The sequence below is a fragment of the Bifidobacterium sp. WCA-178-WT-4B genome, assembly GCF_009696495.1.
Taxonomy (GTDB): domain Bacteria; phylum Actinomycetota; class Actinomycetes; order Actinomycetales; family Bifidobacteriaceae; genus Bifidobacterium; species Bifidobacterium infantis.
Genome location: NZ_VULV01000012.1, coordinates 48,853 through 69,440 on the forward strand (window position 1 = coordinate 48,853; position 20,588 = coordinate 69,440).

Annotated in this window: 28 protein-coding genes and 3 pseudogenes; 7 read left to right on the forward strand and 24 right to left on the reverse strand. The window is 58.5% G+C overall.

Going from position 1 to position 20,588, the window contains the following annotated elements; translation table 11 throughout:
• Positions 1–38: 38 nt before the first annotated feature.
• Positions 39–962, reverse strand: a complete 924-nt coding sequence (locus FYJ31_RS08865; RefSeq protein WP_060621082.1) for a LysR family transcriptional regulator — start codon at positions 960–962, stop codon at positions 39–41.
• A gap of 166 nt (positions 963–1,128) precedes the next feature.
• Between FYJ31_RS08865 and FYJ31_RS08870 the strand changes: the two genes are divergently transcribed.
• Complete coding sequence (locus FYJ31_RS08870) at positions 1,129–1,425, forward strand: hypothetical protein (protein ID WP_154536505.1); 297 nt, start codon at positions 1,129–1,131, stop codon at positions 1,423–1,425.
• 305 nt (positions 1,426–1,730) lie between these two features.
• Here FYJ31_RS08870 and FYJ31_RS08875 read toward each other — a convergent pair whose 3' ends face one another.
• The 3 genes from FYJ31_RS08875 to FYJ31_RS08885 all read right to left on the reverse strand — a co-directional run bounded on the left by FYJ31_RS08875 (position 1,731) and on the right by FYJ31_RS08885 (position 5,513).
• Positions 1,731–2,360 carry an HAD family hydrolase gene (locus FYJ31_RS08875; protein ID WP_071474949.1) on the reverse strand — a complete coding sequence of 210 codons (630 nt, stop codon included), beginning with the start codon at positions 2,358–2,360 and terminating at the stop codon, positions 1,731–1,733.
• A gap of 159 nt (positions 2,361–2,519) precedes the next feature.
• Positions 2,520–4,283, reverse strand: coding sequence for a bifunctional ADP-dependent NAD(P)H-hydrate dehydratase/NAD(P)H-hydrate epimerase (locus FYJ31_RS08880; RefSeq protein ID WP_154536506.1), 1,764 nt, complete (start codon positions 4,281–4,283; stop codon positions 2,520–2,522).
• 39 nt (positions 4,284–4,322) lie between these two features.
• A complete protein-coding gene (locus FYJ31_RS08885; RefSeq protein WP_029680103.1) occupies positions 4,323–5,513 on the reverse strand; it encodes a pyridoxal phosphate-dependent aminotransferase in 1,191 nt (396 codons plus the stop codon).
• Positions 5,514–6,295: 782 nt separating this feature from the next.
• Here FYJ31_RS08885 and FYJ31_RS08890 point away from each other — a divergent pair.
• Entirely contained in the window at positions 6,296–7,135 is an 840-nt protein-coding gene (locus FYJ31_RS08890; protein WP_154536507.1) for an RNA helicase, read from the forward strand.
• Between the two features lie 8 nt (positions 7,136–7,143).
• Here the strand turns inward: FYJ31_RS08890 and FYJ31_RS08895 are convergent, their stop codons facing one another.
• From FYJ31_RS08895 to rhuM, 4 genes are all read right to left on the reverse strand, one after another.
• Complete coding sequence (locus FYJ31_RS08895; RefSeq protein ID WP_071477906.1) at positions 7,144–7,485, reverse strand: DUF488 domain-containing protein; 342 nt, start codon at positions 7,483–7,485, stop codon at positions 7,144–7,146.
• 103 nt (positions 7,486–7,588) lie between these two features.
• Positions 7,589–7,909 (reverse strand): hypothetical protein, encoded by a 321-nt coding sequence (locus FYJ31_RS08900; protein ID WP_065472580.1) that lies wholly within the window; start codon positions 7,907–7,909, stop codon positions 7,589–7,591.
• Between the two features lie 84 nt (positions 7,910–7,993).
• Entirely contained in the window at positions 7,994–8,485 is a 492-nt protein-coding gene (locus tag FYJ31_RS08905) for a type II toxin-antitoxin system death-on-curing family toxin (RefSeq protein WP_229774009.1), read from the reverse strand.
• Positions 8,404–8,805: a RhuM family protein gene (rhuM, locus tag FYJ31_RS08910; RefSeq protein WP_229774011.1), complete on the reverse strand. Its 402-nt coding sequence runs from the start codon at positions 8,803–8,805 to the stop codon at positions 8,404–8,406. Before rhuM ends, FYJ31_RS08905 begins: the two co-directional genes overlap by 82 nt.
• A 261-nt stretch (positions 8,806–9,066) precedes the next feature.
• Here rhuM and FYJ31_RS08915 point away from each other — a divergent pair, with 261 nt between their 5' ends.
• A complete protein-coding gene (locus tag FYJ31_RS08915; protein WP_229774014.1) occupies positions 9,067–9,354 on the forward strand; it encodes a hypothetical protein in 288 nt (95 codons plus the stop codon).
• Positions 9,355–9,715: 361 nt separating this feature from the next.
• Here the strand turns inward: FYJ31_RS08915 and FYJ31_RS08920 are convergent, their stop codons facing one another.
• On the reverse strand, positions 9,716–10,672 hold the full coding sequence (locus tag FYJ31_RS08920; protein ID WP_229774026.1) for a hypothetical protein: 957 nt from the start codon (positions 10,670–10,672) through the stop codon (positions 9,716–9,718).
• A 317-nt stretch (positions 10,673–10,989) separates the two neighbouring features.
• On the opposite strand from FYJ31_RS08920, the gene FYJ31_RS12510 reads away from it, so the two are divergent.
• On the forward strand, positions 10,990–11,418 hold the full coding sequence (locus FYJ31_RS12510) for a hypothetical protein (protein WP_071477856.1): 429 nt from the start codon (positions 10,990–10,992) through the stop codon (positions 11,416–11,418).
• A 65-nt stretch (positions 11,419–11,483) separates the two neighbouring features.
• On the opposite strand, the gene FYJ31_RS08930 is transcribed toward FYJ31_RS12510, so the two are convergent.
• Positions 11,484–11,837, reverse strand: a complete 354-nt coding sequence (locus FYJ31_RS08930) for a DUF488 domain-containing protein (protein WP_065472452.1) — start codon at positions 11,835–11,837, stop codon at positions 11,484–11,486.
• A 296-nt stretch (positions 11,838–12,133) separates the two neighbouring features.
• Here FYJ31_RS08930 and FYJ31_RS08935 point away from each other — a divergent pair, with 296 nt between their 5' ends.
• On the forward strand, positions 12,134–12,373 hold the full coding sequence (locus tag FYJ31_RS08935; protein ID WP_014483708.1) for a hypothetical protein: 240 nt from the start codon (positions 12,134–12,136) through the stop codon (positions 12,371–12,373).
• A 241-nt stretch (positions 12,374–12,614) separates the two neighbouring features.
• Here FYJ31_RS08935 and FYJ31_RS08940 read toward each other — a convergent pair whose 3' ends face one another.
• From FYJ31_RS08940 to FYJ31_RS08970, 6 genes and pseudogenes are all read right to left on the reverse strand, one after another.
• Positions 12,615–14,195, reverse strand: a complete 1,581-nt coding sequence (locus FYJ31_RS08940; RefSeq protein ID WP_154536508.1) for an amino acid permease — start codon at positions 14,193–14,195, stop codon at positions 12,615–12,617.
• A 328-nt stretch (positions 14,196–14,523) separates the two neighbouring features.
• Positions 14,524–14,988: an MFS transporter gene (locus tag FYJ31_RS12880; RefSeq protein ID WP_234897953.1), complete on the reverse strand. Its 465-nt coding sequence runs from the start codon at positions 14,986–14,988 to the stop codon at positions 14,524–14,526.
• Positions 14,989–15,173: 185 nt separating this feature from the next.
• Positions 15,174–15,296 (reverse strand): hypothetical protein, encoded by a 123-nt coding sequence (locus tag FYJ31_RS13080; protein WP_267904166.1) that lies wholly within the window; start codon positions 15,294–15,296, stop codon positions 15,174–15,176.
• A 168-nt stretch (positions 15,297–15,464) separates the two neighbouring features.
• Positions 15,465–15,926 (reverse strand): HipA N-terminal domain-containing protein, encoded by a 462-nt coding sequence (locus tag FYJ31_RS08960; protein WP_065472456.1) that lies wholly within the window; start codon positions 15,924–15,926, stop codon positions 15,465–15,467.
• A gap of 23 nt (positions 15,927–15,949) precedes the next feature.
• Positions 15,950–16,242: pseudogene (locus tag FYJ31_RS13220) on the reverse strand (hypothetical protein).
• A gap of 92 nt (positions 16,243–16,334) precedes the next feature.
• Entirely contained in the window at positions 16,335–16,976 is a 642-nt protein-coding gene (locus FYJ31_RS08970) for a moaA protein (RefSeq protein WP_154536509.1), read from the reverse strand.
• A 213-nt stretch (positions 16,977–17,189) separates the two neighbouring features.
• Here FYJ31_RS08970 and FYJ31_RS08975 point away from each other — a divergent pair, with 213 nt between their 5' ends.
• Complete coding sequence (locus FYJ31_RS08975; RefSeq protein WP_154536510.1) at positions 17,190–17,369, forward strand: antitoxin VbhA family protein; 180 nt, start codon at positions 17,190–17,192, stop codon at positions 17,367–17,369.
• Positions 17,370–17,951: a Fic/DOC family protein gene (locus FYJ31_RS08980; protein WP_229774016.1), complete on the forward strand. Its 582-nt coding sequence runs from the start codon at positions 17,370–17,372 to the stop codon at positions 17,949–17,951.
• 66 nt (positions 17,952–18,017) lie between these two features.
• Here FYJ31_RS08980 and FYJ31_RS12885 read toward each other — a convergent pair whose 3' ends face one another.
• The 8 genes and pseudogenes from FYJ31_RS12885 to FYJ31_RS09015 all read right to left on the reverse strand — a co-directional run bounded on the left by FYJ31_RS12885 (position 18,018) and on the right by FYJ31_RS09015 (position 20,566).
• Complete coding sequence (locus tag FYJ31_RS12885; protein WP_229774017.1) at positions 18,018–18,296, reverse strand: hypothetical protein; 279 nt, start codon at positions 18,294–18,296, stop codon at positions 18,018–18,020.
• A gap of 21 nt (positions 18,297–18,317) precedes the next feature.
• Positions 18,318–18,452, reverse strand: a complete 135-nt coding sequence (locus FYJ31_RS13085; RefSeq protein ID WP_268234342.1) for a hypothetical protein — start codon at positions 18,450–18,452, stop codon at positions 18,318–18,320.
• Between the two features lie 41 nt (positions 18,453–18,493).
• Positions 18,494–18,787 (reverse strand): type II toxin-antitoxin system RelE/ParE family toxin, encoded by a 294-nt coding sequence (locus tag FYJ31_RS08990; RefSeq protein ID WP_154536511.1) that lies wholly within the window; start codon positions 18,785–18,787, stop codon positions 18,494–18,496.
• Positions 18,788–18,790: 3 nt separating this feature from the next.
• Complete coding sequence (locus tag FYJ31_RS08995) at positions 18,791–19,060, reverse strand: type II toxin-antitoxin system RelB/DinJ family antitoxin (protein ID WP_326831199.1); 270 nt, start codon at positions 19,058–19,060, stop codon at positions 18,791–18,793.
• 111 nt (positions 19,061–19,171) lie between these two features.
• Positions 19,172–19,579, reverse strand: a complete 408-nt coding sequence (locus tag FYJ31_RS13330; protein WP_229774018.1) for a hypothetical protein — start codon at positions 19,577–19,579, stop codon at positions 19,172–19,174.
• Positions 19,576–19,785: pseudogene (locus FYJ31_RS09005) on the reverse strand (hypothetical protein); the annotation flags it as partial. The gene FYJ31_RS13330 and the pseudogene FYJ31_RS09005, both read right to left, overlap by 4 nt.
• A gap of 93 nt (positions 19,786–19,878) precedes the next feature.
• A pseudogene (locus tag FYJ31_RS09010) lies at positions 19,879–20,019 on the reverse strand (transposase); the annotation flags it as partial.
• 205 nt (positions 20,020–20,224) lie between these two features.
• On the reverse strand, positions 20,225–20,566 hold the full coding sequence (locus tag FYJ31_RS09015) for a hypothetical protein (protein WP_012577722.1): 342 nt from the start codon (positions 20,564–20,566) through the stop codon (positions 20,225–20,227).
• Between the last annotated feature and the right edge of the window lie 22 nt (positions 20,567–20,588).

A 20,588-nucleotide genomic window follows, 5' to 3' on the forward strand; every position in this document is an offset into this window, starting at 1 on the left:
GTATATCTCACTGCTGACCATGCCTGTTTCACTTACTCCTAATCAATGAGCTTGTAGCCGTGATCGGCGACTACGGACTTGAGCTTGGTGAGGTAGGTTTCGGCGGCCTTGGAGAGCTTGGAACGCTCGTTCGTGATCCAGCCGACCAACATCGTTTCGTCGGTGTCGAGCGGCACGGTGACGATCTTCTCGTTGTTGAGGTCGCCGTTGTCGATGCCGGTGCACACCGTGTAGCCGTTGAGGCCGATGATGAAGTTCAGGATCGTGGCGCGGTCGGTCACGTTGATCTGCTTGGGGGAGTACTCCGGCCAGACCGCTTCCTCATAGAAGTAGAACGAGCCTTCCTCGCCCTGCTCGTACTGGATGAACGGGTAAGGTTTCAGGTCCTCCATGGTGATGACCTTCTTGGCGGCCAGCGGGTTGTTGCGCGAGATGAACACGTGCAGCGGCGCGCGGAAGAGCGGGTGGAATTCGAGGTGCTTCTCGCGCAGGAGTTTGCCGATCACGTCCTTGTTGAAATCGGACAGGTAGATGATGCCGATTTCGGACTGCATGTTGGCGACTTGGTTGATGATGTCGCGCGTGCGGGTCTCGCGGATGGTGAACTCGTATTCGTCGGACTTGATGGAGCTGATCATCTCCACGAACGCCTCGACGGCGAACATGTAGTGCTGGGTGGAGACCTGGCACAGCTGCTTGCGCGGTTTGGCGTGCTTGTAGCGCTCTTCGAGCAGATCGGCCTGGTCGAGCACCTGACGGGCGTAGGTCAGGAATTCCGCGCCGTCCACGGTCAGGGCGATGCCCTGCGAGGAGCGGGTGAAGATCTCGATGCCCAGCTCGTTCTCCAATTCCTTGACCGATGAGCTCAGGGCCGGCTGGGAGACGTACAGGGCATGGGAGGCCTCGTTCATCGAGCCGCACTCGACGATTTTGACGATGTATTTCAGCTGCAGCAGTGTCATAAAGTCTATTTATATCGCTAGGGATGGTCGCCACACGGGTTTATAACCTCATCAATCCACTGTGGCGACACAATATGAGACGCCTCGCATATCGCGGACGCTGTGTAACGGGATATGCGCCACATTGGTAACCTAATGGCATCGACACGAGCGGGAAGGGCCAAGCGTGAGGGTTGCCAAAGTGCTGATGCAACACATCGGCGAATTCAAACGGGATGCGATCATCACCCCGCTGCTGGTGGCCATGTGCATGGTGTTCGTGGTCTCGGGGCGCATGGCGCCGATTTATCTGGGCGCCAACCTCATCGTTGCGGGCGACCTGAACGCCGGCGATCTGACCAGTCTGCTCATGTACTGCATAAACATTCTGATGAGTCTGGTGATGCTGTCCATGACGATCGTGATGATCACGATGTCGTCGGCCTCCGCGCCGCGTCGTCGAAGTGTTCACCGAACAGTGTGACATGCCGGCCGCCAAACGCCGGTCACCGTCGTCAAGGATGGGTCCATAGGCTTCAACGACGTCGACTTCAGCTATCCGGAAGTCAAGCCGTCCGAAAACGCGACCCGACCGCCCGCAAGCGCGGCGCTGAGCCGGGGCCAGCGCCAGCTGCTCGCCATCGCACGGGCGGTACTACACGCTGTATACCGGGCTGAAGGGCGCGGACTCGGCGGAATAAGCCGGTTGCTGTATTCGGCGCGGCATTGGGTTGGATCGTCGTCAATAATCGGCTCGCCGTCCGATGCCGCGATGCAACGTCTGGCGACTTACAGGCGTACGCCGAGTTCGGCGAGCGATTCGCGCGCCTGCGACGCGTTCTCGAAGAGGATGCTGTGGATGCCGACCTCGTTGGCGCCGACGATGTTCTTGGCGGTGTCGTCGAAGAACACGCAGCGCTCGGCCGTGAGACCGAAGCGGGTCAGGACCAGCTCGTAGATGTCGGCGTTCGGCTTGTGCATCTTCTCCACGCCGGAGACCACGGTGCCCTGCAGCAGCTGTTCGAGGCGCGGGTACTTCTCGAAGGCCAGGTGGAAGGTCTCATGCGACCAGTTGGTCAGACCCCATACGCCGTAGCCGTGGGCCTTCAAATCTGCCAGCAGTTCGACCATGCCCGGCAGCGTGCGGGGCAGCGCGTCCGCGTAGTGGCCGATGTAGAACTTGAAGATGTCGGCGAGTTCCTGGCCTTGTTCGCGTACCACATCCGGGTAGATGTCCGCGAAATCCTCGCCGGCGTCCATGCGGTCCTCGTAGTGGAAGAAGCCGCAGGGGTCGTCGTCGGCGCAGATGCGTTCCACGATTTCATCGGGGAATCGGCCTTCCAGGCATGCGCGGGTGTTCCAGTCCAGCAGCACGCCGCAGAAGTCGAAAATCACGTCGGTGATGGGGGAGTTGGCCATGATGGTTCCTTGTGTGTTTGGGTCGTTGGGTGAGGTCTGCGATTTAGTGTACGGAGTTTGTGTATAGGTCGGGGGTATGTGGAGTTTGAGGCTTATGTTTCTCTCCCTCCGTCTTGGTTTTGCCGAGACATCTCCCTCGTCAGAGGGAGGTCAACAAGGTTATGAGATGACGTCGGCGATGGCTTCGGGGATGGCGTGGGCCACGTCGCCGGCCACGATCGGGTGGCCGAGCGTCATGAAGCGCTGGCGATGCTCGCGGCCGATCAGTTCCGGCTCCTGCCAGCCCTGCTGCTCGGATTCGGAGGCGATCGCCGCCGCCAGGCCATGCAGGTATGCGGCCGAGGCCACGGTCTCGGCCGTGGTGGCCACGTCATCCTGCTGGGCGAGCAGGGCGCCGGTCAGACCGGCCAGCACGTCGCCCGCGCCGGCGGTGCCCAGCCAGGCCGGCGCGCTGCCCGACGCATAGACGTGGTCCTCATCCACCACGATGGTCACCGCGCCCTTCAGCAATACGGTGGCGCCGGTGAGCTCGTGGGCGCGCTTCGCGCTGGCCAACGGGTTCAACCGCACGTCGTCGGCGGTGTACGGCTCGTGCGAATCGGCGTGCTCCGCGGTGCTGGCGGCGGTTTCGAACCGGTTGAGCAGTTTCGCCATCTCGCCGGCATGTGGCGTGATCACCACCTGGCCGGGCACACGCTCCGGCAGCAGGTCAAGTGCGCCGGCATCCACCACGATTGGCGGCATATCGTAGGCGTCCTTGTTCTCATCCTCGCTGCCGAGCGTGTAATGCTTGAGCAATGCGGCGATGGTGTCCCGCTGCATATCGCCGTCGGCGTCCTCGACGCTAGCCTCGGGCACGCCGGACCCCACGACCCAGGACTGCACATGTCCCTTGCCGATCACGGCTTCCGGCAGTGCGGTGAGCACCATGTTCTGCGCGCGCTCCGGGCCCAGATACCGGACCATGCCGGTGTTCGCGCGGGCGGCGGCGCTGGTGGTGAGCACGGCGGCACCGGGGTAGCGCTGCGAGCCGGTCACCAGACCAACCACGCCCCGGGAGTATTTGGAATCCTCGAACCGGGGGAGACGGACCGCGTCGGACACGAACGAATTATCCACCACCTCGACGTCCGGATCCTTGTCGTCGATATCGAATCCGAAATCGAACAACTCGATACGGCCGCAGGCGAACGTGGCGGGCGGCAGCACCGCGCACGGCTTCATCGCGCCGAACGTGACCGTGACCGTGGCCGGAATGTACGGGCCGGGCAGAGAACCATCGTTTACACCGACGCCGGATGGCGTATCCACAGCAAGTACCAGCGGAAAATCGCCTGACGACTCACGGTTCGGCAAGGCGGGATCATCGGGGGCCTCGCCGTCGAGACCAAGGGCGGAGGCGAGTGCGGCGGGAATGCCGCGTAGCGAGCCTTGGATGCCGATGCCGGTCATCGCGTCGATGATCAGATGCGATTTCCTGGCCACGGCGATGGCGGTCTGCAGTCGCTCGCCGGCCTCACCGGCGGAAAACCCGGACGCGCAACCGGGAATATCAGCCGCGGGATCAAGCACCAGCACCTTGCCTCCGGCGCGCACGAACGAGGCGAATCCGGCCTCATGCAACGACCGGCCCACGGCGATGGCGGTGACGTTCGCGCCCTCCTGGGCCAGCGCGGCGGCCGCGAACAGACCATCGCCACCATTGTCTCCGGCCCCGGCCAGCAGCACGATCGACGTGTCCTCCAGCGCCAGATCCTCGTCGTCCAGCATACCGGCCGCCATGTGGGCCGCGGCCTGGGCGGCCATGCGCATCAGCGGCACGCCTTTGTCCAGCAGGGGTCGCTCCATGGCCCGGACCGTATCGGAGTCATAGGCGCTGTGCAGCAGCAGTTCGCGACGATCGGCGTCTTCGGTGTATTCCATGGCAACCCCTTTCCTGTGTTTGTTACTTGCGGTCCGTGTTTACAGGCCGTACACCTCGTGGGCGAACTTTTCGAGCACGGGGATCGAGCGCTTGACCTTCTCCGTATCGATGCAGTAGGCCATGCGGAAGTATCCGGGCACGCCGAAGCTGTCGGATGGCACGAGGATCAGGTCGTATTCCTTGGCCTTCATACAGAACGCCACGGCGTCGTCCTCCAACGCCTTGGGGAAGATGTAGAACGTGCCGCCAGGGCGCACCACGTCGAAGCCGATGCCGGTCAGCGCATCGTAGAGCAGGTTCATGTTCGTCTCGTAGACGTTGAGATCGGCGGTTTGGTCGATGACCTTGGCCACGCCCAGCTGAATCGAGCTCGGCGGGCAGTTGTGGCCGGTGCCGCGCGAGATCTGGCCCATCATGGGCACGAGCAGGTCGGCGTCGGTGGCTGTGGGGTTCACCGCGACATAGCCGATGCGTTCGCCCGGCAGGCTCAGCGACTTCGACCACGAGTAGCAGGTCAGCGAGTTCGCGTAGAAGCTGGCCGGGTAGGGCTGGGTGGCACCGTCGAACACGATTTCGCGGTACGGTTCGTCGCTGATCAGGAAGATATCGTGGCCGTATTCGGCCTGCTTGGCGGTCAGGATCGCAGCCAGACGCTTGAGCGTGTCCGCCGAATACACCGCGCCGGACGGGTTGTTCGGGGTGTTGATAAGCACGACCTGCACGTTCGGGTTAAGCGCAGCCTCGAATGCGTCGAAGTTGATTTGGAAGTTCTCGGTGTCGGCCGGCACGATGGTCAGCTTGGCGCCGGTGCCCTTGACGTACGGCTGGTATTCGGGGAAGTAGGGGGCGAAGGTGATGATCTCGTCGCCCGGCTTGGTCACCGCACGCATCGCGTGGGACAGCGCGCCCGCCGCGCCCGTGGTCGGGAAGATATGGTTGCCGGTGTATGCCATGCCGAAACGTTCGTTGAGGTTTTCGGCGATCGCGTCCTTGACGGACGGGATGCCGAGCGAGGGGGAGTAGCCGTGGATGGCCACCGGATCGCCGTTTTCGTAGAGGTCGACCATGGCGTCGGTGAAGGATTTCGGAGCCGGCACCGAGGGATTGCCAAGGCTGTAATCGAACACGTTCTGGTAGCCGATTTCGGCACCGCGGCTCGTGGCGTACTCGCTCAGTTCGCGAATCACGGACTTGCCGCCAAGCATGGCCTTGTATTCCTCATTGATCATGGCTGTTCTCCTCGCATGGTTTACTGGTATGCACCACGCTACTACTATCGCGGCCGGTTTGCGCATTTGCCGCGCCGTGCCTGAGCCGGCTGTTCTATTTGTTCTATTAGTGGAGTTTGAACCGGCATATACCCTTGCAATAAAGCCATTTGTAGGGTCTGAGGTTTTCCGAGGTCACTTTCCGAGGCTGCTTGTCTCATAGATTTTCGGCCTCTTGATATTTGCGGTTGATGGCTGTTGAGGCATCATGGGGTCTTTTCGACTGTCCGTCGTCGTCATGCCGTCATGATGCCTACAGAAAGTTGAGTCGCGTATTTCGGAAGCAGGGGGGGGTGACCGACACCCGCTATGGGCAGCAGGCGGCCGCGCGCATCCCAATATCTGTGGGACGGCAGACAAGTCAATCGTTTGCCGTCCGTGCCGTCCCTCAAGAACGCGGGATGGCAGACAAGTCAACCGTTTAACGTCCGTAGCGTCCCACACCGGCGACTGTCGAAACCGCGGAATAACGCCGATTCCCGCTGCAGCTCCATGATTAGCCACAACCGTTCATTGCGAGCGCTGTGGGACGGCGGGGAGAAAACGGCCGAATCCGCGTGCCGTCCCACACCTCGTACAATCCGCGTTTTGGGAAAGCACCACCGTAAGGCTGACGCGCATCCGCATCCACAGCAGGAGCTTTACCGGCCGTAATCCCGCACTCGATTATTTTTCTGACAGGGAATCGAACCCGAAACACTAACCTATGCCCGCCCCACCGCAAACAGCGAATAACCAAAAAAATGCATGATCTATCCTTGGTGCCGAATAATGAGAGCCTGACTGTAGTGGCTACGGGTAGCTATATCGGAGAAGGATTCGACCAGAAGCGTTTTGACACACTTCTGCTTGCCGCTCCGGTCTCGTTTGAGGGTACTCTCTCGCAATATGTGGGGCGACTTCATCGCGAGAATGATGGCAAGACCGAGGTTCGTGTCTATGATTACATCGACGTGACGGTGCCGTTATCTGCTGTCATGTATCGAAAACGGCTGAAGGCATACGCAAATCAAGGATATTCGGTAAATCCTGACCATGCTGAGAAGATGGACATGCTCAGTGCAAAGGCGGAAGCGTTGCGCGCTCGCATGACGGCTGCGACGCAGGGCGAAGATGCTGCGGATGCGTTGCTCGACACACGGTCTGACGGATTATTCGAAGGCAGCATCGTTACGGCCACGAATTATGCAGAGATACTTCGCAAGGATATTGCCGGTTGCGCACGTTCCCTGATTATCTCGGCTGAATATGTGTCGCAACAGGGACTCAGCGCAATTGACGATGAATTGCTCCGACTGGCCGACAGGAAAGCGCTCATCGAAGTTTATGTTCGTTTGCCGGCGACTGCTGCGGCGGCAACCAGAACACGAATAGAGCGGAATATCAATCGGCTGCGCGCTATTGGGTGCATTGTCCGGACCGCCGAATCGTGTTCCGATTTCGCCATAATCGATGACGGGTTGATTTGGTTTGGAGGCATCCCTTTGCTTGGCAAACCAAGGAGTGACGACTGTGCGCTTCGATTCAAGGATACGAAAATCGGCGAAAATCTCGCAGATGGACTGAAACGACGATTGTCTTGATTCAATATTCAATCAAGATAATCGCGCAGCACGAGGGCGTGATTGATATGTGGGTCTTTGGCGGCGTAGAGCAGGGTCACGTCGGGATGTTGCGCGCAGATGCGGCGCAGACTGTCCACTGTGGCATTGGCATCGAGCTCGGCGATGTAACGCGTGCGGAATTCGGCGAATCTTGTGGGATCGTGGCCGAACCATTTGCGCAGGAGGGGAGAGGGAGTGACGTCCTTCATCCACAGGTCCAGCGTCGCACGTTCCTTCGTCATGCCGCGCGGCCACAGGCGATCCACCAGCACCCGATACCCGTCCGACGCAGTCGGTTCTTCATATATGCGTTTGATTGCAATCCCCATACGACACATGATTGGCGTGCGCTTGCCGGAAGTCAAGGGGAGACACGATCCATCTACCCATTCGATTTCCGGGTGTTCTGCCTAAGGCCTTGTGCTATGACAGCTAGCGATTCAGCAGCTTTTTGGTGATATCGTCCAACCGAACCGCCGTGCCCCTGTTGAAGGTGTTCATAGTGAGATCGACGGGTTTGGTCTTGATGAACGCCGACAGCGCCGCGTGCGGCGGGTTGTCGATCAGATGGGCGATGGGAACGATCGCTTCCTCGACGCTGACGCCCACAATGGCGTAAATGGCACGCACCAGCAGCTTCATCAGTGGCGAATCGCAACTGTTCAATGCCCCATTGCTGCGCACGGCCCAAGGGTTGAACAACACATAGTGGATGCGGCCTCCGGTCTGCTGTTGGTTTTCCGCGAAGGGCACTCCCAGCAGGTCGTTCAGACGACTCGTACAGATAGTCGCGCAATGCAAGAACGTGATTGATGCACACCCTTCATTGACGGTCTCTCAATTGATCTCCTGTGATTCGTGCCGTATGAGGAAGTTCTCGACTAGTGCGATCATCGTGTCCTTCTCTGCAGGTGCGGACAGTGCAATCATCAGCGTCATCGCCGCCAAGGCGTTGCTCTCCACAAGCAGGGAGTCATCGTCGCCCAGTATACCGTTGCCGTTCAGGAAATACACGAACAGTGCGGCGGCACAACGTTTATTGCTGTCGGAGAACGGGTGATCCTTGACAACTTGATACAGCAGGTTAGCGGCTTTCTCCTGGGGGGAACGGTACAGTTCTTCGCCTTCGAACGTCTGGTAGAGTCCTGCGACGATTCCTTGGGACGAACCGTTGCGTTCCCTCCCGAACAGATCGGATTGCGTGTAGAACGGCATCGACCGGATGAACAGCATCGCGTCCTCATAGGTCAAGACCCACTGGGACTCGTCGCCCTTGGGTATAGGGACATTGCCTGTGCCATAGTCGTTAAGCAGCACAAGACTCGGCAAATATCGTTCCAGGATCTCGGCGGTGCCAGCAATCTCCGGTTCGGTGGACCTCGATAGCACCTTGACGACGGCGTGAAGTGCGTCAAGCTGCTTGCGATTGATGATATATAACCATCAACGAGATGCTGCTTCAGAACTGAGTTGGCCCATCGCCGGAAATAGATGCCTTCCTTGGATTTGACGCGGTATCCGACCGACAGGATCATATCCAAGTTGTAATGCTCGACTTGGTATGTCTTACCGTCAGATGCAGTTGTCGCAAATTCTGCGACAACTGAAAATCCATTGAGCTCTTCCCTCAATGCATTGCCGATATGCATTGCCGATTGTTTTGATATCGCGGCCAAACAGCAATGCCAATTGCTGTCTGTTAAGCCACACCGTGTCCTCGTCTACCTTCACATCGAGGTGCACGGTGTGGTCCGCGCTCTCGTACTGCCGGTCGAGAACCGGGTGGCAGCATCAGCATGTTCTGTACGACGAAATCGCCAGCGAGGAAATCCAGCACACTCACCGAACCGGTCTTTCCGCTGACTTTCATGAAATCGGAGTTGAACAGGTTCACGGCCGGCAGAATCAGTATGAATGACGGCGGCCGGATCCAAAGCCGCGACCGCCGCACGTTTCGCGACACCGAGCGGCCGGCCAAGCTCGATAACCGTGATCCGCTTCTGTTCGCCGGCGAATTCGTCCGCAAGCCGGCCGCCTTTGATGAACAGGAATTGCCCGCACAACTCCTGCAATTCGTTGAGCTGATGGCTGGAGATGAGCATGGCGATGCTGCGGTCGCGATACCGCCAAAGCCCCACAAGTTCAAGCACCGGGCGGATTGGGAGGTGCGGGCGGCGGGTCGGACGATCACAGTGTGACCCGAATACGTTCATGAATCATCGAATCACACGGCGAGGCGAAATCGGGGATGGCGCGGCATCTGACGGAAACGGGATATGAGACGGGCCGACGGGCCGGGCGGCGAACAGGGCGAATCGTCGCCATCGTGCTGATCATGGCGTTGACGGTGGGCGGCGCGTTGGTGGTACGCTATCTGGGCGGCGTGCTGCAGTCGCAGTTATCGGCGAGTGTGTCACGGCTGACCGCGGGGCGTGCACCGTATGTGATTCACAACATGGCGCAAACAGCAGCGGGAAAACGACTACTTCGCCTTCAAGAAGCACGTGACGGTCACCGGGCACTACCGTCTCGACGCTTCGAAAGTGCCGCAGAACGTGCTCAAGGCTTGGCGGTGACGGTCGGGGCGGCGTCGGCATTGCCGGCTTTGGCTCCGGCTGCATCAGCTGAATCGGTGCCGGCCGCACTGGCGTTAGCACTATCGTCAGCGCTGACACCGCCGGCTTTGGCCTTGGCATCAGCCGCGCTCCCGCCATCGATCACCAGTCGCAGATAGTCGCGGTCGGCGGACTTGCGTTGCGGCACGAAACGACTGATGATGGAGTCCTTCTTGCCGCGGTTCTTCACATACAGGAAGCCGAACACGGAGAACACGACCGCGCCGATGAAGTTGACGATGAGATCCTCCATCGTGTCGATCAGACCGATGTCGAGATACCCGCCAAGACCTAGGTCGTGGCCGTTGACCGCGGTCTGCGTGATGTCATTGAGGTGGATCACGTGATTGGTGTGCGTGGGGTCGAGCATCACCGAGCTGATGGAGTGCACGATGGCGTCCTTCTGCATGTCGACCCCGAACATCTGGTCCATGCCGAATTCGAAGAACTCCCAGATCACGCCGATGGTCATGGAGAAGCAGAAGGAGACGATTGCCAGATACAGGGGCGAAAGCTCGAACTTCACCCGACTGGACCGGTTGAGCAGGTCGACCAGCGAGAAGCCGATCGCCGCGGCGAGGAAGCCGTTCATGGTATGCAGCACCGTGTCCCAGAACGGGAAGATCTCATAGAACGAACTGATCTCGCCAAGAATCTCGGACGAGAACACGAACACGAGCACGATGACCTCAAGCACCGAAGGCAGCTCGATGCGGAACCGCACTTGGATGAACGCCGGCGCCAGCAGCAGCATCAGCGTCAGGATGCACAGGAACACGTTCTCATAGTTCCCGTTGAAGAACTGGAGAACGGCCATGGCGAGCACCAGCATGCGCAGCACCACATAGACCGCGAACGAGCTTTTATGCTCGCGGATCTCCATGCGCATGGCCTGGCCCATGGTTTTCCAGCGTGCATGCAGCGACGGCTTGCGCGGCTTGCCTTGCTGTGGCTGACCGGACTGGTCGTTCTGCAGGTTGGCGTATGTTGCCGTTTGCTTCCGCGATTGTTTCTCGATCATCCTCGCCTCTTTCTCGCACTGTTCTCGCGCCAGTATATCCGATTTACAAGAAAAAGCATTCATCTGGGGATTTTGAGTCAATTCTGTAATGCATTGCAGCCATGCTTTTCGTTTACTAGATGGATTCGTTCGTCCGCATGAATCGAATTTGACCCTTAAGAGCATATGATGCATAAATACATGGAAAGGAGAAGTTGATGACTCCGATTGAACTCTCGACCCGTCGTCGAGTTACAGGTCTGACCTCGGACGAGTTCGCTAGGCTGTTCGTTTCACTGCAGCGCGAGGTGGACGGCGAGGCCGCGCAATGGAGCGCTACGGATGTCGAATCCTGGGAGCTGGTTGGCCCGCCGGTGACTGCCGAGCAGCATCTCATCGACACGTTTGCCGCGGCCAATGAATTCGTATCCACGCTGGCCGATCGGCTTTACCACACGATTATGCCGGTTACGGAGGATTCGGTCATCACCGCATACTCCGATGACATCACGTTCTGGGGTTCCCATCCGGATTTCGGCGGTGTGCCGCACGCGCTCTGGAACATCGCCGCATTGCAGGCGGCGGAATGGGCTCGCAAGGAGACTGGCATCACTTGCGAACTGGATGTACGCAAGCCGTTGGTGTGAACTTTGGAATTCGAAATCGCCGCGAGAAGCGAATGTCGTTTTTGAACATTTGCTTGTGCTGCCGATTATTGAAGTGACTCATTGAGATAGTCGCGCAGTACCAAGGCATGATTGACTTGCGGGTCTTTGGCCGCATACAGCAGCGTCACGTCGGGATGCTCCGCGCAGATACAGCGCAGGTCTTCGACGGCGGTATTGGCGTCAAGTTCGGCAACGTACCGGGCTTGGAATTCCGCGAATTTCGCGGGGTCATGGCCGAACCATTTGCGTAGCGAAGGAGAAGGGGAGACGGCCTTCAGCCACAGGTCCAGGGCCGCGCGCTCCTTTGTCATGCCGCGCGGCCACAGGCGGTCCACCAGCACGCGGAACCCGTCCGATGCCGCCGGCTCCTCATATATGCGTTTGATTACAATCCCCATATATTCCATGATTGGCGCGTGCTCATAAAAAGTCAAGAGGCGGCGCACGGCAAGGGGCGATCCGTTGCTGCGGGAATGTGGAGAACCATTGAGATTGCAGTCTGCATGAGCCGTTGAAATTCATTTGACGGTTGCCGAGTTGACGGATTCCATTCACTCACGCTATGTATAATTATTCGTGAGCTGGATATTTGCGCGAGAACGTCGCAAGTAAGGCTCACCACAACTCAAGAATAATCGAACAGTATTGTCAGCAATTTCAGTAGTTCCATGCATACATGTACTAAGGAGCAACCATGAGTTTGATCGATGATGCGAAGGATCTTGCCAAACAGGCCGGCAGCAAAGTTGCCGATACGGCCCGCGATATCAAAGACAAGGCTACCGACAAGGCCTCTGACCTGGTGGACAAGGCCGGGGATGCGCTCGACGAGGCCAAAGCCAAGGCGGATGTCGCCAAAGCCGAGGCCGCCAAGAAGGCCACCGAGGTCAAGAACGACGCCAAGGAGGCTCTCCGCGAGAATGCGGAGAACTGATTCGTGGGTTTGATCCCGCAATGAGTGCGAGGGGCGGTGACGCTCGGTTATCATCATCCGAACGTCACCGCCCCTCGCGGTCTATTATCTGTTTGCCGGCCTTCTATTGACCTATGCATGGGGATGGACGGCATTCCAATCAAATATGGCTTTTTATTGTGTTGTATCTATTGTTCGGATATGCGCAATCCGCAAGGCAAAGAACCGGAGCTGGAACCCGGAACAAAATGCAATCGTTCAATCAGTGTTGATTGGCCCACGGCATGGATAGATCGTCTTCGCTGTCAGACGCTTTTCCGCGTTTCCGCCACCATTGTTGCAGGAAGTAAATGCCGTAACAGACCGCGATGAACACGAGCTCGGCCACGAGCGCGAACCGCTGCTCGGCATCGAAAACCACCAGCACGAACGATGCGGTGCACAGGATGAACGCCGCCCAGGACACATACGGGTAGCCGGGCGTACGGTATTTGAGCTCGTCCACGCCATGGCCGGCCGCCAGCCAACGGCGGCGGAACACGATCTGGCAGTAGGCGATGGCGATCCATACCACCACGGCGGACAGGCCGGAAAGGGCCACCAGCACCAGATAGACGGTCGAGGCGGCCACCACGGACGAGAGCAGCGCCAGAAGGCCTCCCGCCATCGCGGCGCACAATGCGAGCATCGGCACGCCTCGGCGGTTCGTCTTGGCGAACCAGCGCGGAATCATGCCCTCGTTGCCCATCGACCATACCATGCGCGTGGAGGCGTACAAGCCTGAATTCGAGGCGGAGAGCACGGCCGTGAGCACCACGAAGTTCATGATGTCTCCCGCATAGGGGATGCCTATGCCGTTGAACACGAGCACGAACGGGCTTTCGCCCACGCCGGCCTTGCGCCACGGAATCAGCGCGCACATCACGGTGATTGAGCCGATGAAGAAGAGCACCAGACGCCACAGGGTGGTGTGGATGGCTTTCGGCACGGCGGTTTGCGGGTCCCTCGTCTCACCGGCGGTCACGCCGATGAGTTCGGTGCCGGAGAATGCGAAGTTGACGGTCAGAATCGTGGCGAACACCGGCATGAAGCCGTTGGGGAAGACGCCGTCCTTGATGAGATTGCCGAACATCGGGGCATGTTGGTAGCCGGCGACCGGGATGACGCCGAAGATGGCGAGCGATCCGATGACGATGAACGCGCAGATAGCGAACACCTTGATCGAGGCGAACCAGAATTCCGCTTCGGCGAAGAATCGGACGGACAGGGCATTCAAGGTAAAGATGAGGATGATGCACACCGCGCTCCATACCCATGTGGGACTGTCCGGAAACCATCGTTGCATGAGCAGACCGGCGGCGGTGAATTCGGAGCCGAGAGCCACCGTCCAAGTGAGCCAATATTGGATCGCGATCACGAAACCGGTGCCGGGGCCGATGAACTTCTCGGCATACACATGGAAGGAACCGGTCACCGGCATGGCCACGGACAGTTCGCCGAGCGTGAGCATGACCAGGTAGACGATCAGCGCGCCGATGCCATACGCCAGAATGGTGCCGATGGGGCCCGCCTGCTGGATGGTGTATCCGGAGCTCAGGAACAGGCCGGTGCCGATCACGCCGCCCAACGAGATCATCTGCAGGTGGCGCGACTCCATGCCGCGCTTCAGGTTCGTGTGCAGAGCGTGTTTATTGTGCTGGCTAGTCGGCTCAGTTGACTGCTCGCCTAATGCGCTCGATTCGTCTGCCTGTTTTGGCTTATGCTGCGGGGCATCCATCCTAATCCGCGTTTCCTGTTGCGAGGACGGCGACTGCTTTGCCATGTCGGTATCAGGCTGACTCATGCTTCTCTCTTTGCCATGCGTGCGTTCCGTGGACGTCATCGTGACGGCCCGAAATAGTATACCCGCACCGGGGATATAATTGCGCCGGGCGATGCATTGAGCCAAATTCAGTTTCGAGGGGCTGATTTCGTGCTTGTCGGAGGTCTACTCCCGTTTCAAGGGGCTGATCAACTGCCAGATCGCGGATAGAAATGGCATTACTCCAACGTCATTCCGTTGTTTTTGACCAGTAGCTACTTTGGCATCAGCCCCTCGAAATGGAAATCGATGTTCCGCAAAGCCAGAATCAGCCCCTCGAAACGGAGATGGGCACTTTGCAGCGTCTACTTCACCTTCTGAATGCGCAGCACGAACACGGCGGCGCACACGGCCATGATGATGGAGATGGCGAATGCAGGCGTAAAGCTCCGGTCGCGGTCTTTACCGGCGAGGTGATGGTGGGGCCCACCGCCTGGCCGAGCGTGGTGGCTAGGTTGAGGATGCCGAGGTCCTTACCGGCCTCTTCCTTGTTCGGCAGCACGTCGACGTTGAGCGCTTGGTCGATGGCTGAGTACACGCCGTAGCCGAAGCCGGCGATGCCTGCATACAGGTACATGCCCGTGACGCTCGGCATGATCCACGGCATCGCGGTGCCAATCGCGAACAGCAGCGAGGCGATGATGACTGGTACCTTGCGCGTGTGCATCTTGTCGGAGATCGGGCCGGAGATCAGCGAAGCGGTCAGGGAAACGACCATGGTGATGATGGACATGGTGGCGATGGTGCCGGCAGCCTCGGTCTTGGTCTGGTGCACGTAATCCTCGACGATGTAGAGTTGTACACGGAGATCATCTGGTAGCTGAGCAACATGCACACTCGGCAACCGAACGCTTTGTAGAAGTCACGCGAGGTGGAGAACTTCGGGAAGTGGAAGGAGACAGCGAGATCCTTGAGCGTCATCTTGGTGCGTTCCATGTCCTTTGAGGATTCCTCGCGAGGTCAGATGGCAAGCGCTACGAATCCGGAAGCCAGCATGATCACGGCGCCGATGATGAAGCCGGCTTGCGCATTGTTGATCATGCGAGAGCCGATCATGGTGCCGATGGGCTGGCCGGTGACCATGCCGCCGCCATAGAAAGAGGAGACGGTGCCTCACGATTCGCCGCACCCATCAGCCGCAGTCGTGCCGGCCTACAGATACATGACCATACGCAGATTGCAGCCAGCTGGTGCAAGGCAGGAATGTGAAGTCATTGTGCGCTTGCTTCGCGAAGCCGCGCAATGCCGGATTCAAAGCAGCTGCTCATCATTGCTATGGATGCGGGACTGAATGGTCACTTCTCTTGGAACGCCGGTCTCACTGGGAGCTAGCTCGTCACCGTCGTTGTTCCAGAAGCGCAATGCGCCTTGTCGGGTCTCATCGTTGACGGATAGCAAGAGATCTCCCTCAAATAGTGTGCGTGCTGTGCGATGCTCCGAACGAGCATCTTGATGTTCTGCACGAAGCATGAGGTTCCTGCCCCAACGATCCGGCATGCAGTCTTGAAAGATGCGATGCATCGCATTATGCTCGGCCGGGAACGTTCCGGGGGAGAGGGGCATCTCTGGACAGAGGGATACTGCGTTTGAAGAGCGCATATAGGCCGTATCGTATGTGAAATGTGCCGATTCGATGCCGCGCCTGATACTGGTGAATAATTTCCCGACGGTGACGTCTGTGCCGTTGAACTGCAGGGTGACGATTGCTTCCATGATGTGTTGCGCCTCCTGCTGTACTATCGAATACGTTTCGGAGTGTCTTCGTCGGCGCGTAATTTGCCGATATCTGTGTTAAGAGGGTCCGTCGCTTGCTGTACGCCGTCCAGCAGTCCAGCAGACGAGCAATGCGGAGGAAGTTCTCAAAGCTGCCATTACCCGTACGCAGCATTTTGGTGACCGTTGGCATGGATAATCCAGCCCGCTCGGCCAGCAAGGCTGCGGGAATGCGCTGTTGTCTGCGCGCCAAATCGAGGTTGGCGGATATCTGACGCATCGCCCGACTGACCGGGATTGGTGTGCGTGTCGGCATATTGGCACCTCCTATCCCAAATTTAAACATAAATTTGTATGGACTAGCCTTATGCGGAGGTTACGCCAATATACGACAAGAACGAACCAACGTCAGCCCGGGATCTTTTCGACGATGGTGTTCAAGGTGTCGAAAGTCTCATCGATTTGGTCCACTACCTGCTTGCCCTGGTTGACCATTTCGGTGATCTGTTCCGTGCGGGGTTGCGGCAGCGCATAAATCGACGTCTTGACGCGCTTCAAGACCGCACCGGCGTCGGACAGGTCCTGCTTGATGGAAGCGATTTTGGGAATGGAAAGCGTGCCGTCGGAGAAGTTCATGCCGGACAGCAGCTCTTCGATATTGAAGTCCACCAACGTGCCCTGCGCGGCACTGTCGATTTTGGGCAGGGCGTTGGTCGCGGCGTCGGCGGCCGCATCCAGCATGCCGCGCACCGCCTTCACGTCCGAACCGTAATACGGCACGTATTCTGCGGCCTGCCATAGCATGCCTTGGGTTTCGTCTCGCGCCGCGACGATGTGACTGCCCGCACTGTCCATCTGCTCAAGCGCCTGCTTGAAGTCGCCCTGCCCGACGGATTGCTGCGCCTCGGCCGCATATTCGCCCGCCTGCTGTGCCTCGCCGATCACCCGTTGTGCCGACTGCCAGAACAGCCAGCCGGAAACGCCCACCGCCAGCAGAATAGCGACCAGTATTGCAATAACAACAGTGCCGGTATGTTTGCGCTTAGCCATAAGACCAATGTACCTGCCACTCTGACCAGTGTCATTCGCGGATTAGCATCATGGCCTGGGCCTCATTCTGGCTCATCGGTATGTTATTGGCGATGCGTAGCGGTGGTTATGCAAGTGTCTTTTGATTAGTGCATTCGCTTTTTCGGAACGGGATTGCCGATTCTGCAGGAACCTATTCCGGTAGGTATGATTGTTTGCAATGAGGAGGTTGACATGACGGAACAAGAGATACGTGCGATGAGAGTGGCGGAAGCCTTCCATTCTGCCCGTATGGAAGGCGGCGATGTCACATCCTCGTTTTTTGCAGACGCGCGCGACTATATCGAAGAACAAATAGACGCACACGAATTGGTTAATAGTACACGTCGCCGATACGGTCTGGAATCCGTATGATTGAACTGCCCGAAACCTTTGAACCCATATCTGATTTCCGGCACAAACGTACTGCGCAATCTTATCGGTGCCACAACCGTTACAGAACTTGAAGCGGCTGAAAACGATCTTGTATCTGCCAGAATGTTGGAATTCCAATCGAATCCTCCTGTCGCTCAAGGTACTTTGCGGCAACTGCAGCAGATTCATCGACAATTATTTCAGGATATATACGACTGGGCCGGTCAAATCAGAACAGTAGATATCGCGAAGGGAAGCAGCCAGGTCTTTCAGTCGCTTGCATTTTTTGATGTTGGCGCGCAATACGCCGAACGAATCCTGGACCGGGACATCAAGACCGCCCGCACCCAGGAGGCGCAGAATCAAACCGCGACCGTGATGAACGCCATGCCGCTGTCCGGCTCGCTCGGGGCCATCCGCTCCGCGCTGGCCGGCGACCCGCGTTTCGCTGACCCGTGTGGTGAGGCGCTCTACGGCAGCAAGGCATGCGCCGACTTCGTTAACGAAGCCAAGAACATCCACGCACGGCAAATCGCCGAACAATTCGCGTCGGAACAGGGCGTGCGGGATCAGCCGAAATGAGGCGCGATCCTGCGTGAATATGCTGTCATGCGATTGCTTGACATGGCTGGTCTGCGAATGCATGTTTTACCGGTCGCCATTGATTGGAATGACGGCCTCCAGTTGCCAGTGGGCTTGTTCGGTGTGGGTCTGGAAGGTGCCGCCGCATGTTTCGATGATGGTCCGGTAGCGGTCGAGGCCGCTGCCCAGGCCGAGTCTCGTGTCATCGGATGCGATGGTGTCACTGGCGGAGACGTGGATGGCGTCCGTGTCGAAGGTGACGCAGATGGCGTACCATTCGCCCGGGTCGGCATGCTTGGCGATGTTCGCGTACAGTTCCTCCAGCAAGCCCGCCAGCAGGCGCATGGTCTCCGGCGTGAGCGGCCGTCATGGTTCGGCAAGCAGGTTGTCGCCGGTGAATCCCAGGGCTTCGAGCCTGGACTCCTCCTCATCAATCAGCGATTGCAGACCGGCACGCTGCGCGGCGATGCCGACTTCTGCGGGCACGGCCGGCTGCCGCACTCAAATCGCCATCGGCTGGTTCAAAGCAGGCTGTAAACCCGCTATTTGCCCAACAGTTCGTCATGGCTGCCGGTTCGCATAAACATGGCGATACCATCATCGCGAATCCATAGAAGCAGCCAGTCGCCGGCATTGCCGATGTGGCATTCCAGTACGCCGTTTAGATCACCGGTAAGTGTGTGGGCGCGATGCCTACGCCTCAATGCTTCCTTGGAGTCCGCCGTGTCCTCAAGCACCAGACGAATGACTTCTTTCAGCGGGCGTAAATCAGCGTGCTTGCGTTTGAGCTTCTTGATATCTCGCTGGAATGCCGCCGTGTAATCCGGTTTGAGCATTGATCAGATTCCCAACGAATCGAACATCTCATCGGCACTGTTGAAGCGAGGTCGGCCGTCGTCGAGCCTGTTCTTCGCCTCGTCAAGGGCCTCCATGGTTGCAGGCGGCACGGTCGTATAGGAAAGGTTTAGGGGAATGCGCCTCTCCCGGACAATCTGCTTGTAGAAGGCGCGGGTGACCGAAGACAAGTCCAGACCGAGATCCTCGGCTATGTTTGCGGCTTTCTGCTTGGTGTCCGCATCCACGCGGACTGTGACGGATGCCATGCTCACATTAACCTCCAACATCATTACGTAAGACAATAGTATGTATCTGTATGCTAATAGTCGACATTCTGCGGTTGCGGCATCTCGACCATGATACACATCCCGCAAGCGGATTGTTTACCGGATGCAATCGATGATCGGAATGCCGACCATCCAGCTGTCGGCGGGCTTGTTCAGAATGGCTTCTGGTTCATCGCAACGCCAGCGCGGGTTGCAGCCGTATGGCTTTGATGGCCGGAGCAAGAGAGCCGATTCGGGTCCCAGGCTTGCGGCCAGTAGCGTTGCAGTGTGGTCGCGTTGACGTAGATGGTGGGTGCCATCATGCACGTATTGGCGGGCGCTTTCGTTGACTGCGGTTTCCAGCGTGGCGGGTTCGTCCGCTCCGGTCAGCCATGTGCCCTCGATGATGGCGGTGGACGTTCCCCTCTCGAATGATGCGCTGACATCGTCCACCGTCGTCAGGCGTTCGCCGTCGGGCAGCCGGACTTCGGCGCTCAGATGTTCCAACCGGATGAGTGTGCTCATGATTGCGCTCCCGGTGTGAGATTCGGAGTTGTCGCGGACACCATGTCACCTTCCTCGAGACCGTCGAGGATGATGATCGACGTGCCGTCCGATGCCCCCAACTTCACGTTCACGGTGACGAACGAATCTCCGTCACGCCTGCTGACCTGGCCGGAGGCGAGTCTGCCGGCGACTGCGGTGACAGGCAGGATCAAGGCGTCAACGCGCCGGGCGTGGCCATCGAGCGGCGCCCGTGGGCCGCGTCGTGCTCGTTGCCCGGGCCCGGATGGATCTCGACGAGCGTGCTCCCGCTAGCACTCCGGCAGGTCCCTCCACGGGGCTCCCGTCCTGCACATCCACAGCAGGGCGTTGACGAACCTGTAGTTGTCGACCGCCACGTTGCCGCTCTGTCGCGGCAACAGGTGCGCGACCCTCATGAACCCGGTCAAGCGTGATGCCATACCCCGGCGTACACACACGCCAATCATCACACAAAACCTAAATAATGTAAACACACCCTAGTGCGACTGATGGGATATTTCGGCATTGTATGCACACAACGAACACGAAAAGGGACCGTCGGATTGCTCCGATGGTCCCTTTTGCGTCGGTTATGAACCACGTCCGATCACGGACCCGTTTCGACCGACGAAGGTCAGGCGAGAATCACTTCTTGTCGCCTTCGTGCTTAACCTGCGCCTTACGCGCCGACTCCTCGGCGGAGGCGATGATGTCGTCGGCCGACAGCGGCTTGACGCGGCACCACACCTCGAAGAGGATTCCGATGACCAGCATGATGATGCCGGTCCACAGGTTGATCGCAATGCCGTTGGTGTCGGCACCGTTCATGTTCGGTGCCACGATGCCAACGATCGTCACGATCACACCGTAGATGACGAACAGGATCGCGATCAGACGACGCAGGTCGTTGGTGCGGGCCGCCTTAACGGCCTGATCCTTTTCGGCCTGGGTCAGCAGGCTCTTGGTTTCTTGCGTTTCATCAGTCATTTCATACACTCCTTAAATCTTT

Bases quoted from the DNA above. Each gene is read 5' to 3' on its own strand.
- FYJ31_RS08865 (WP_060621082.1), bottom strand. From the start codon at position 962: ATGACACTGCTGCAGCTGAAATACATCGTCAAAATCGTCGAGTGCGGC.
- FYJ31_RS08875 (WP_071474949.1), bottom strand. From the start codon at position 2,360: ATGGCCAACTCCCCCATCACCGACGTGATTTTCGACTTCTGCGGCGTG.
- FYJ31_RS08880 (WP_154536506.1), bottom strand. From the start codon at position 4,283: ATGGAATACACCGAAGACGCCGATCGTCGCGAACTGCTGCTGCACAGC.
- FYJ31_RS08885 (WP_029680103.1), bottom strand. From the start codon at position 5,513: ATGATCAATGAGGAATACAAGGCCATGCTTGGCGGCAAGTCCGTGATT.
- FYJ31_RS08890 (WP_154536507.1), top strand. From the start codon at position 6,296: ATGCATGATCTATCCTTGGTGCCGAATAATGAGAGCCTGACTGTAGTG.
- FYJ31_RS08895 (WP_071477906.1), bottom strand. From the start codon at position 7,485: ATGGGGATTGCAATCAAACGCATATATGAAGAACCGACTGCGTCGGAC.
- rhuM (WP_229774011.1), bottom strand. From the start codon at position 8,805: ATGCATATCGGCAATGCATTGAGGGAAGAGCTCAATGGATTTTCAGTT.
- FYJ31_RS08915 (WP_229774014.1), top strand. From the start codon at position 9,067: ATGAATGACGGCGGCCGGATCCAAAGCCGCGACCGCCGCACGTTTCGC.
- FYJ31_RS08920 (WP_229774026.1), bottom strand. From the start codon at position 10,672: ATGGGCCAGGCCATGCGCATGGAGATCCGCGAGCATAAAAGCTCGTTC.
- FYJ31_RS12510 (WP_071477856.1), top strand. From the start codon at position 10,990: ATGACTCCGATTGAACTCTCGACCCGTCGTCGAGTTACAGGTCTGACC.
- FYJ31_RS08930 (WP_065472452.1), bottom strand. From the start codon at position 11,837: ATGGGGATTGTAATCAAACGCATATATGAGGAGCCGGCGGCATCGGAC.
- FYJ31_RS08935 (WP_014483708.1), top strand. From the start codon at position 12,134: ATGAGTTTGATCGATGATGCGAAGGATCTTGCCAAACAGGCCGGCAGC.
- FYJ31_RS08940 (WP_154536508.1), bottom strand. From the start codon at position 14,195: ATGAGTCAGCCTGATACCGACATGGCAAAGCAGTCGCCGTCCTCGCAA.
- FYJ31_RS13080 (WP_267904166.1), bottom strand. From the start codon at position 15,296: ATGGTCACCGGCCAGCCCATCGGCACCATGATCGGCTCTCGCATGATC.
- FYJ31_RS08960 (WP_065472456.1), bottom strand. From the start codon at position 15,926: ATGGAAGCAATCGTCACCCTGCAGTTCAACGGCACAGACGTCACCGTC.
- FYJ31_RS08970 (WP_154536509.1), bottom strand. From the start codon at position 16,976: ATGGCTAAGCGCAAACATACCGGCACTGTTGTTATTGCAATACTGGTC.
- FYJ31_RS08975 (WP_154536510.1), top strand. From the start codon at position 17,190: ATGACGGAACAAGAGATACGTGCGATGAGAGTGGCGGAAGCCTTCCAT.
- FYJ31_RS12885 (WP_229774017.1), bottom strand. From the start codon at position 18,296: ATGCGCCTGCTGGCGGGCTTGCTGGAGGAACTGTACGCGAACATCGCC.
- FYJ31_RS08990 (WP_154536511.1), bottom strand. From the start codon at position 18,787: ATGCTCAAACCGGATTACACGGCGGCATTCCAGCGAGATATCAAGAAG.
- FYJ31_RS13330 (WP_229774018.1), bottom strand. From the start codon at position 19,579: ATGAGCACACTCATCCGGTTGGAACATCTGAGCGCCGAAGTCCGGCTG.
- FYJ31_RS09015 (WP_012577722.1), bottom strand. From the start codon at position 20,566: ATGACTGATGAAACGCAAGAAACCAAGAGCCTGCTGACCCAGGCCGAA.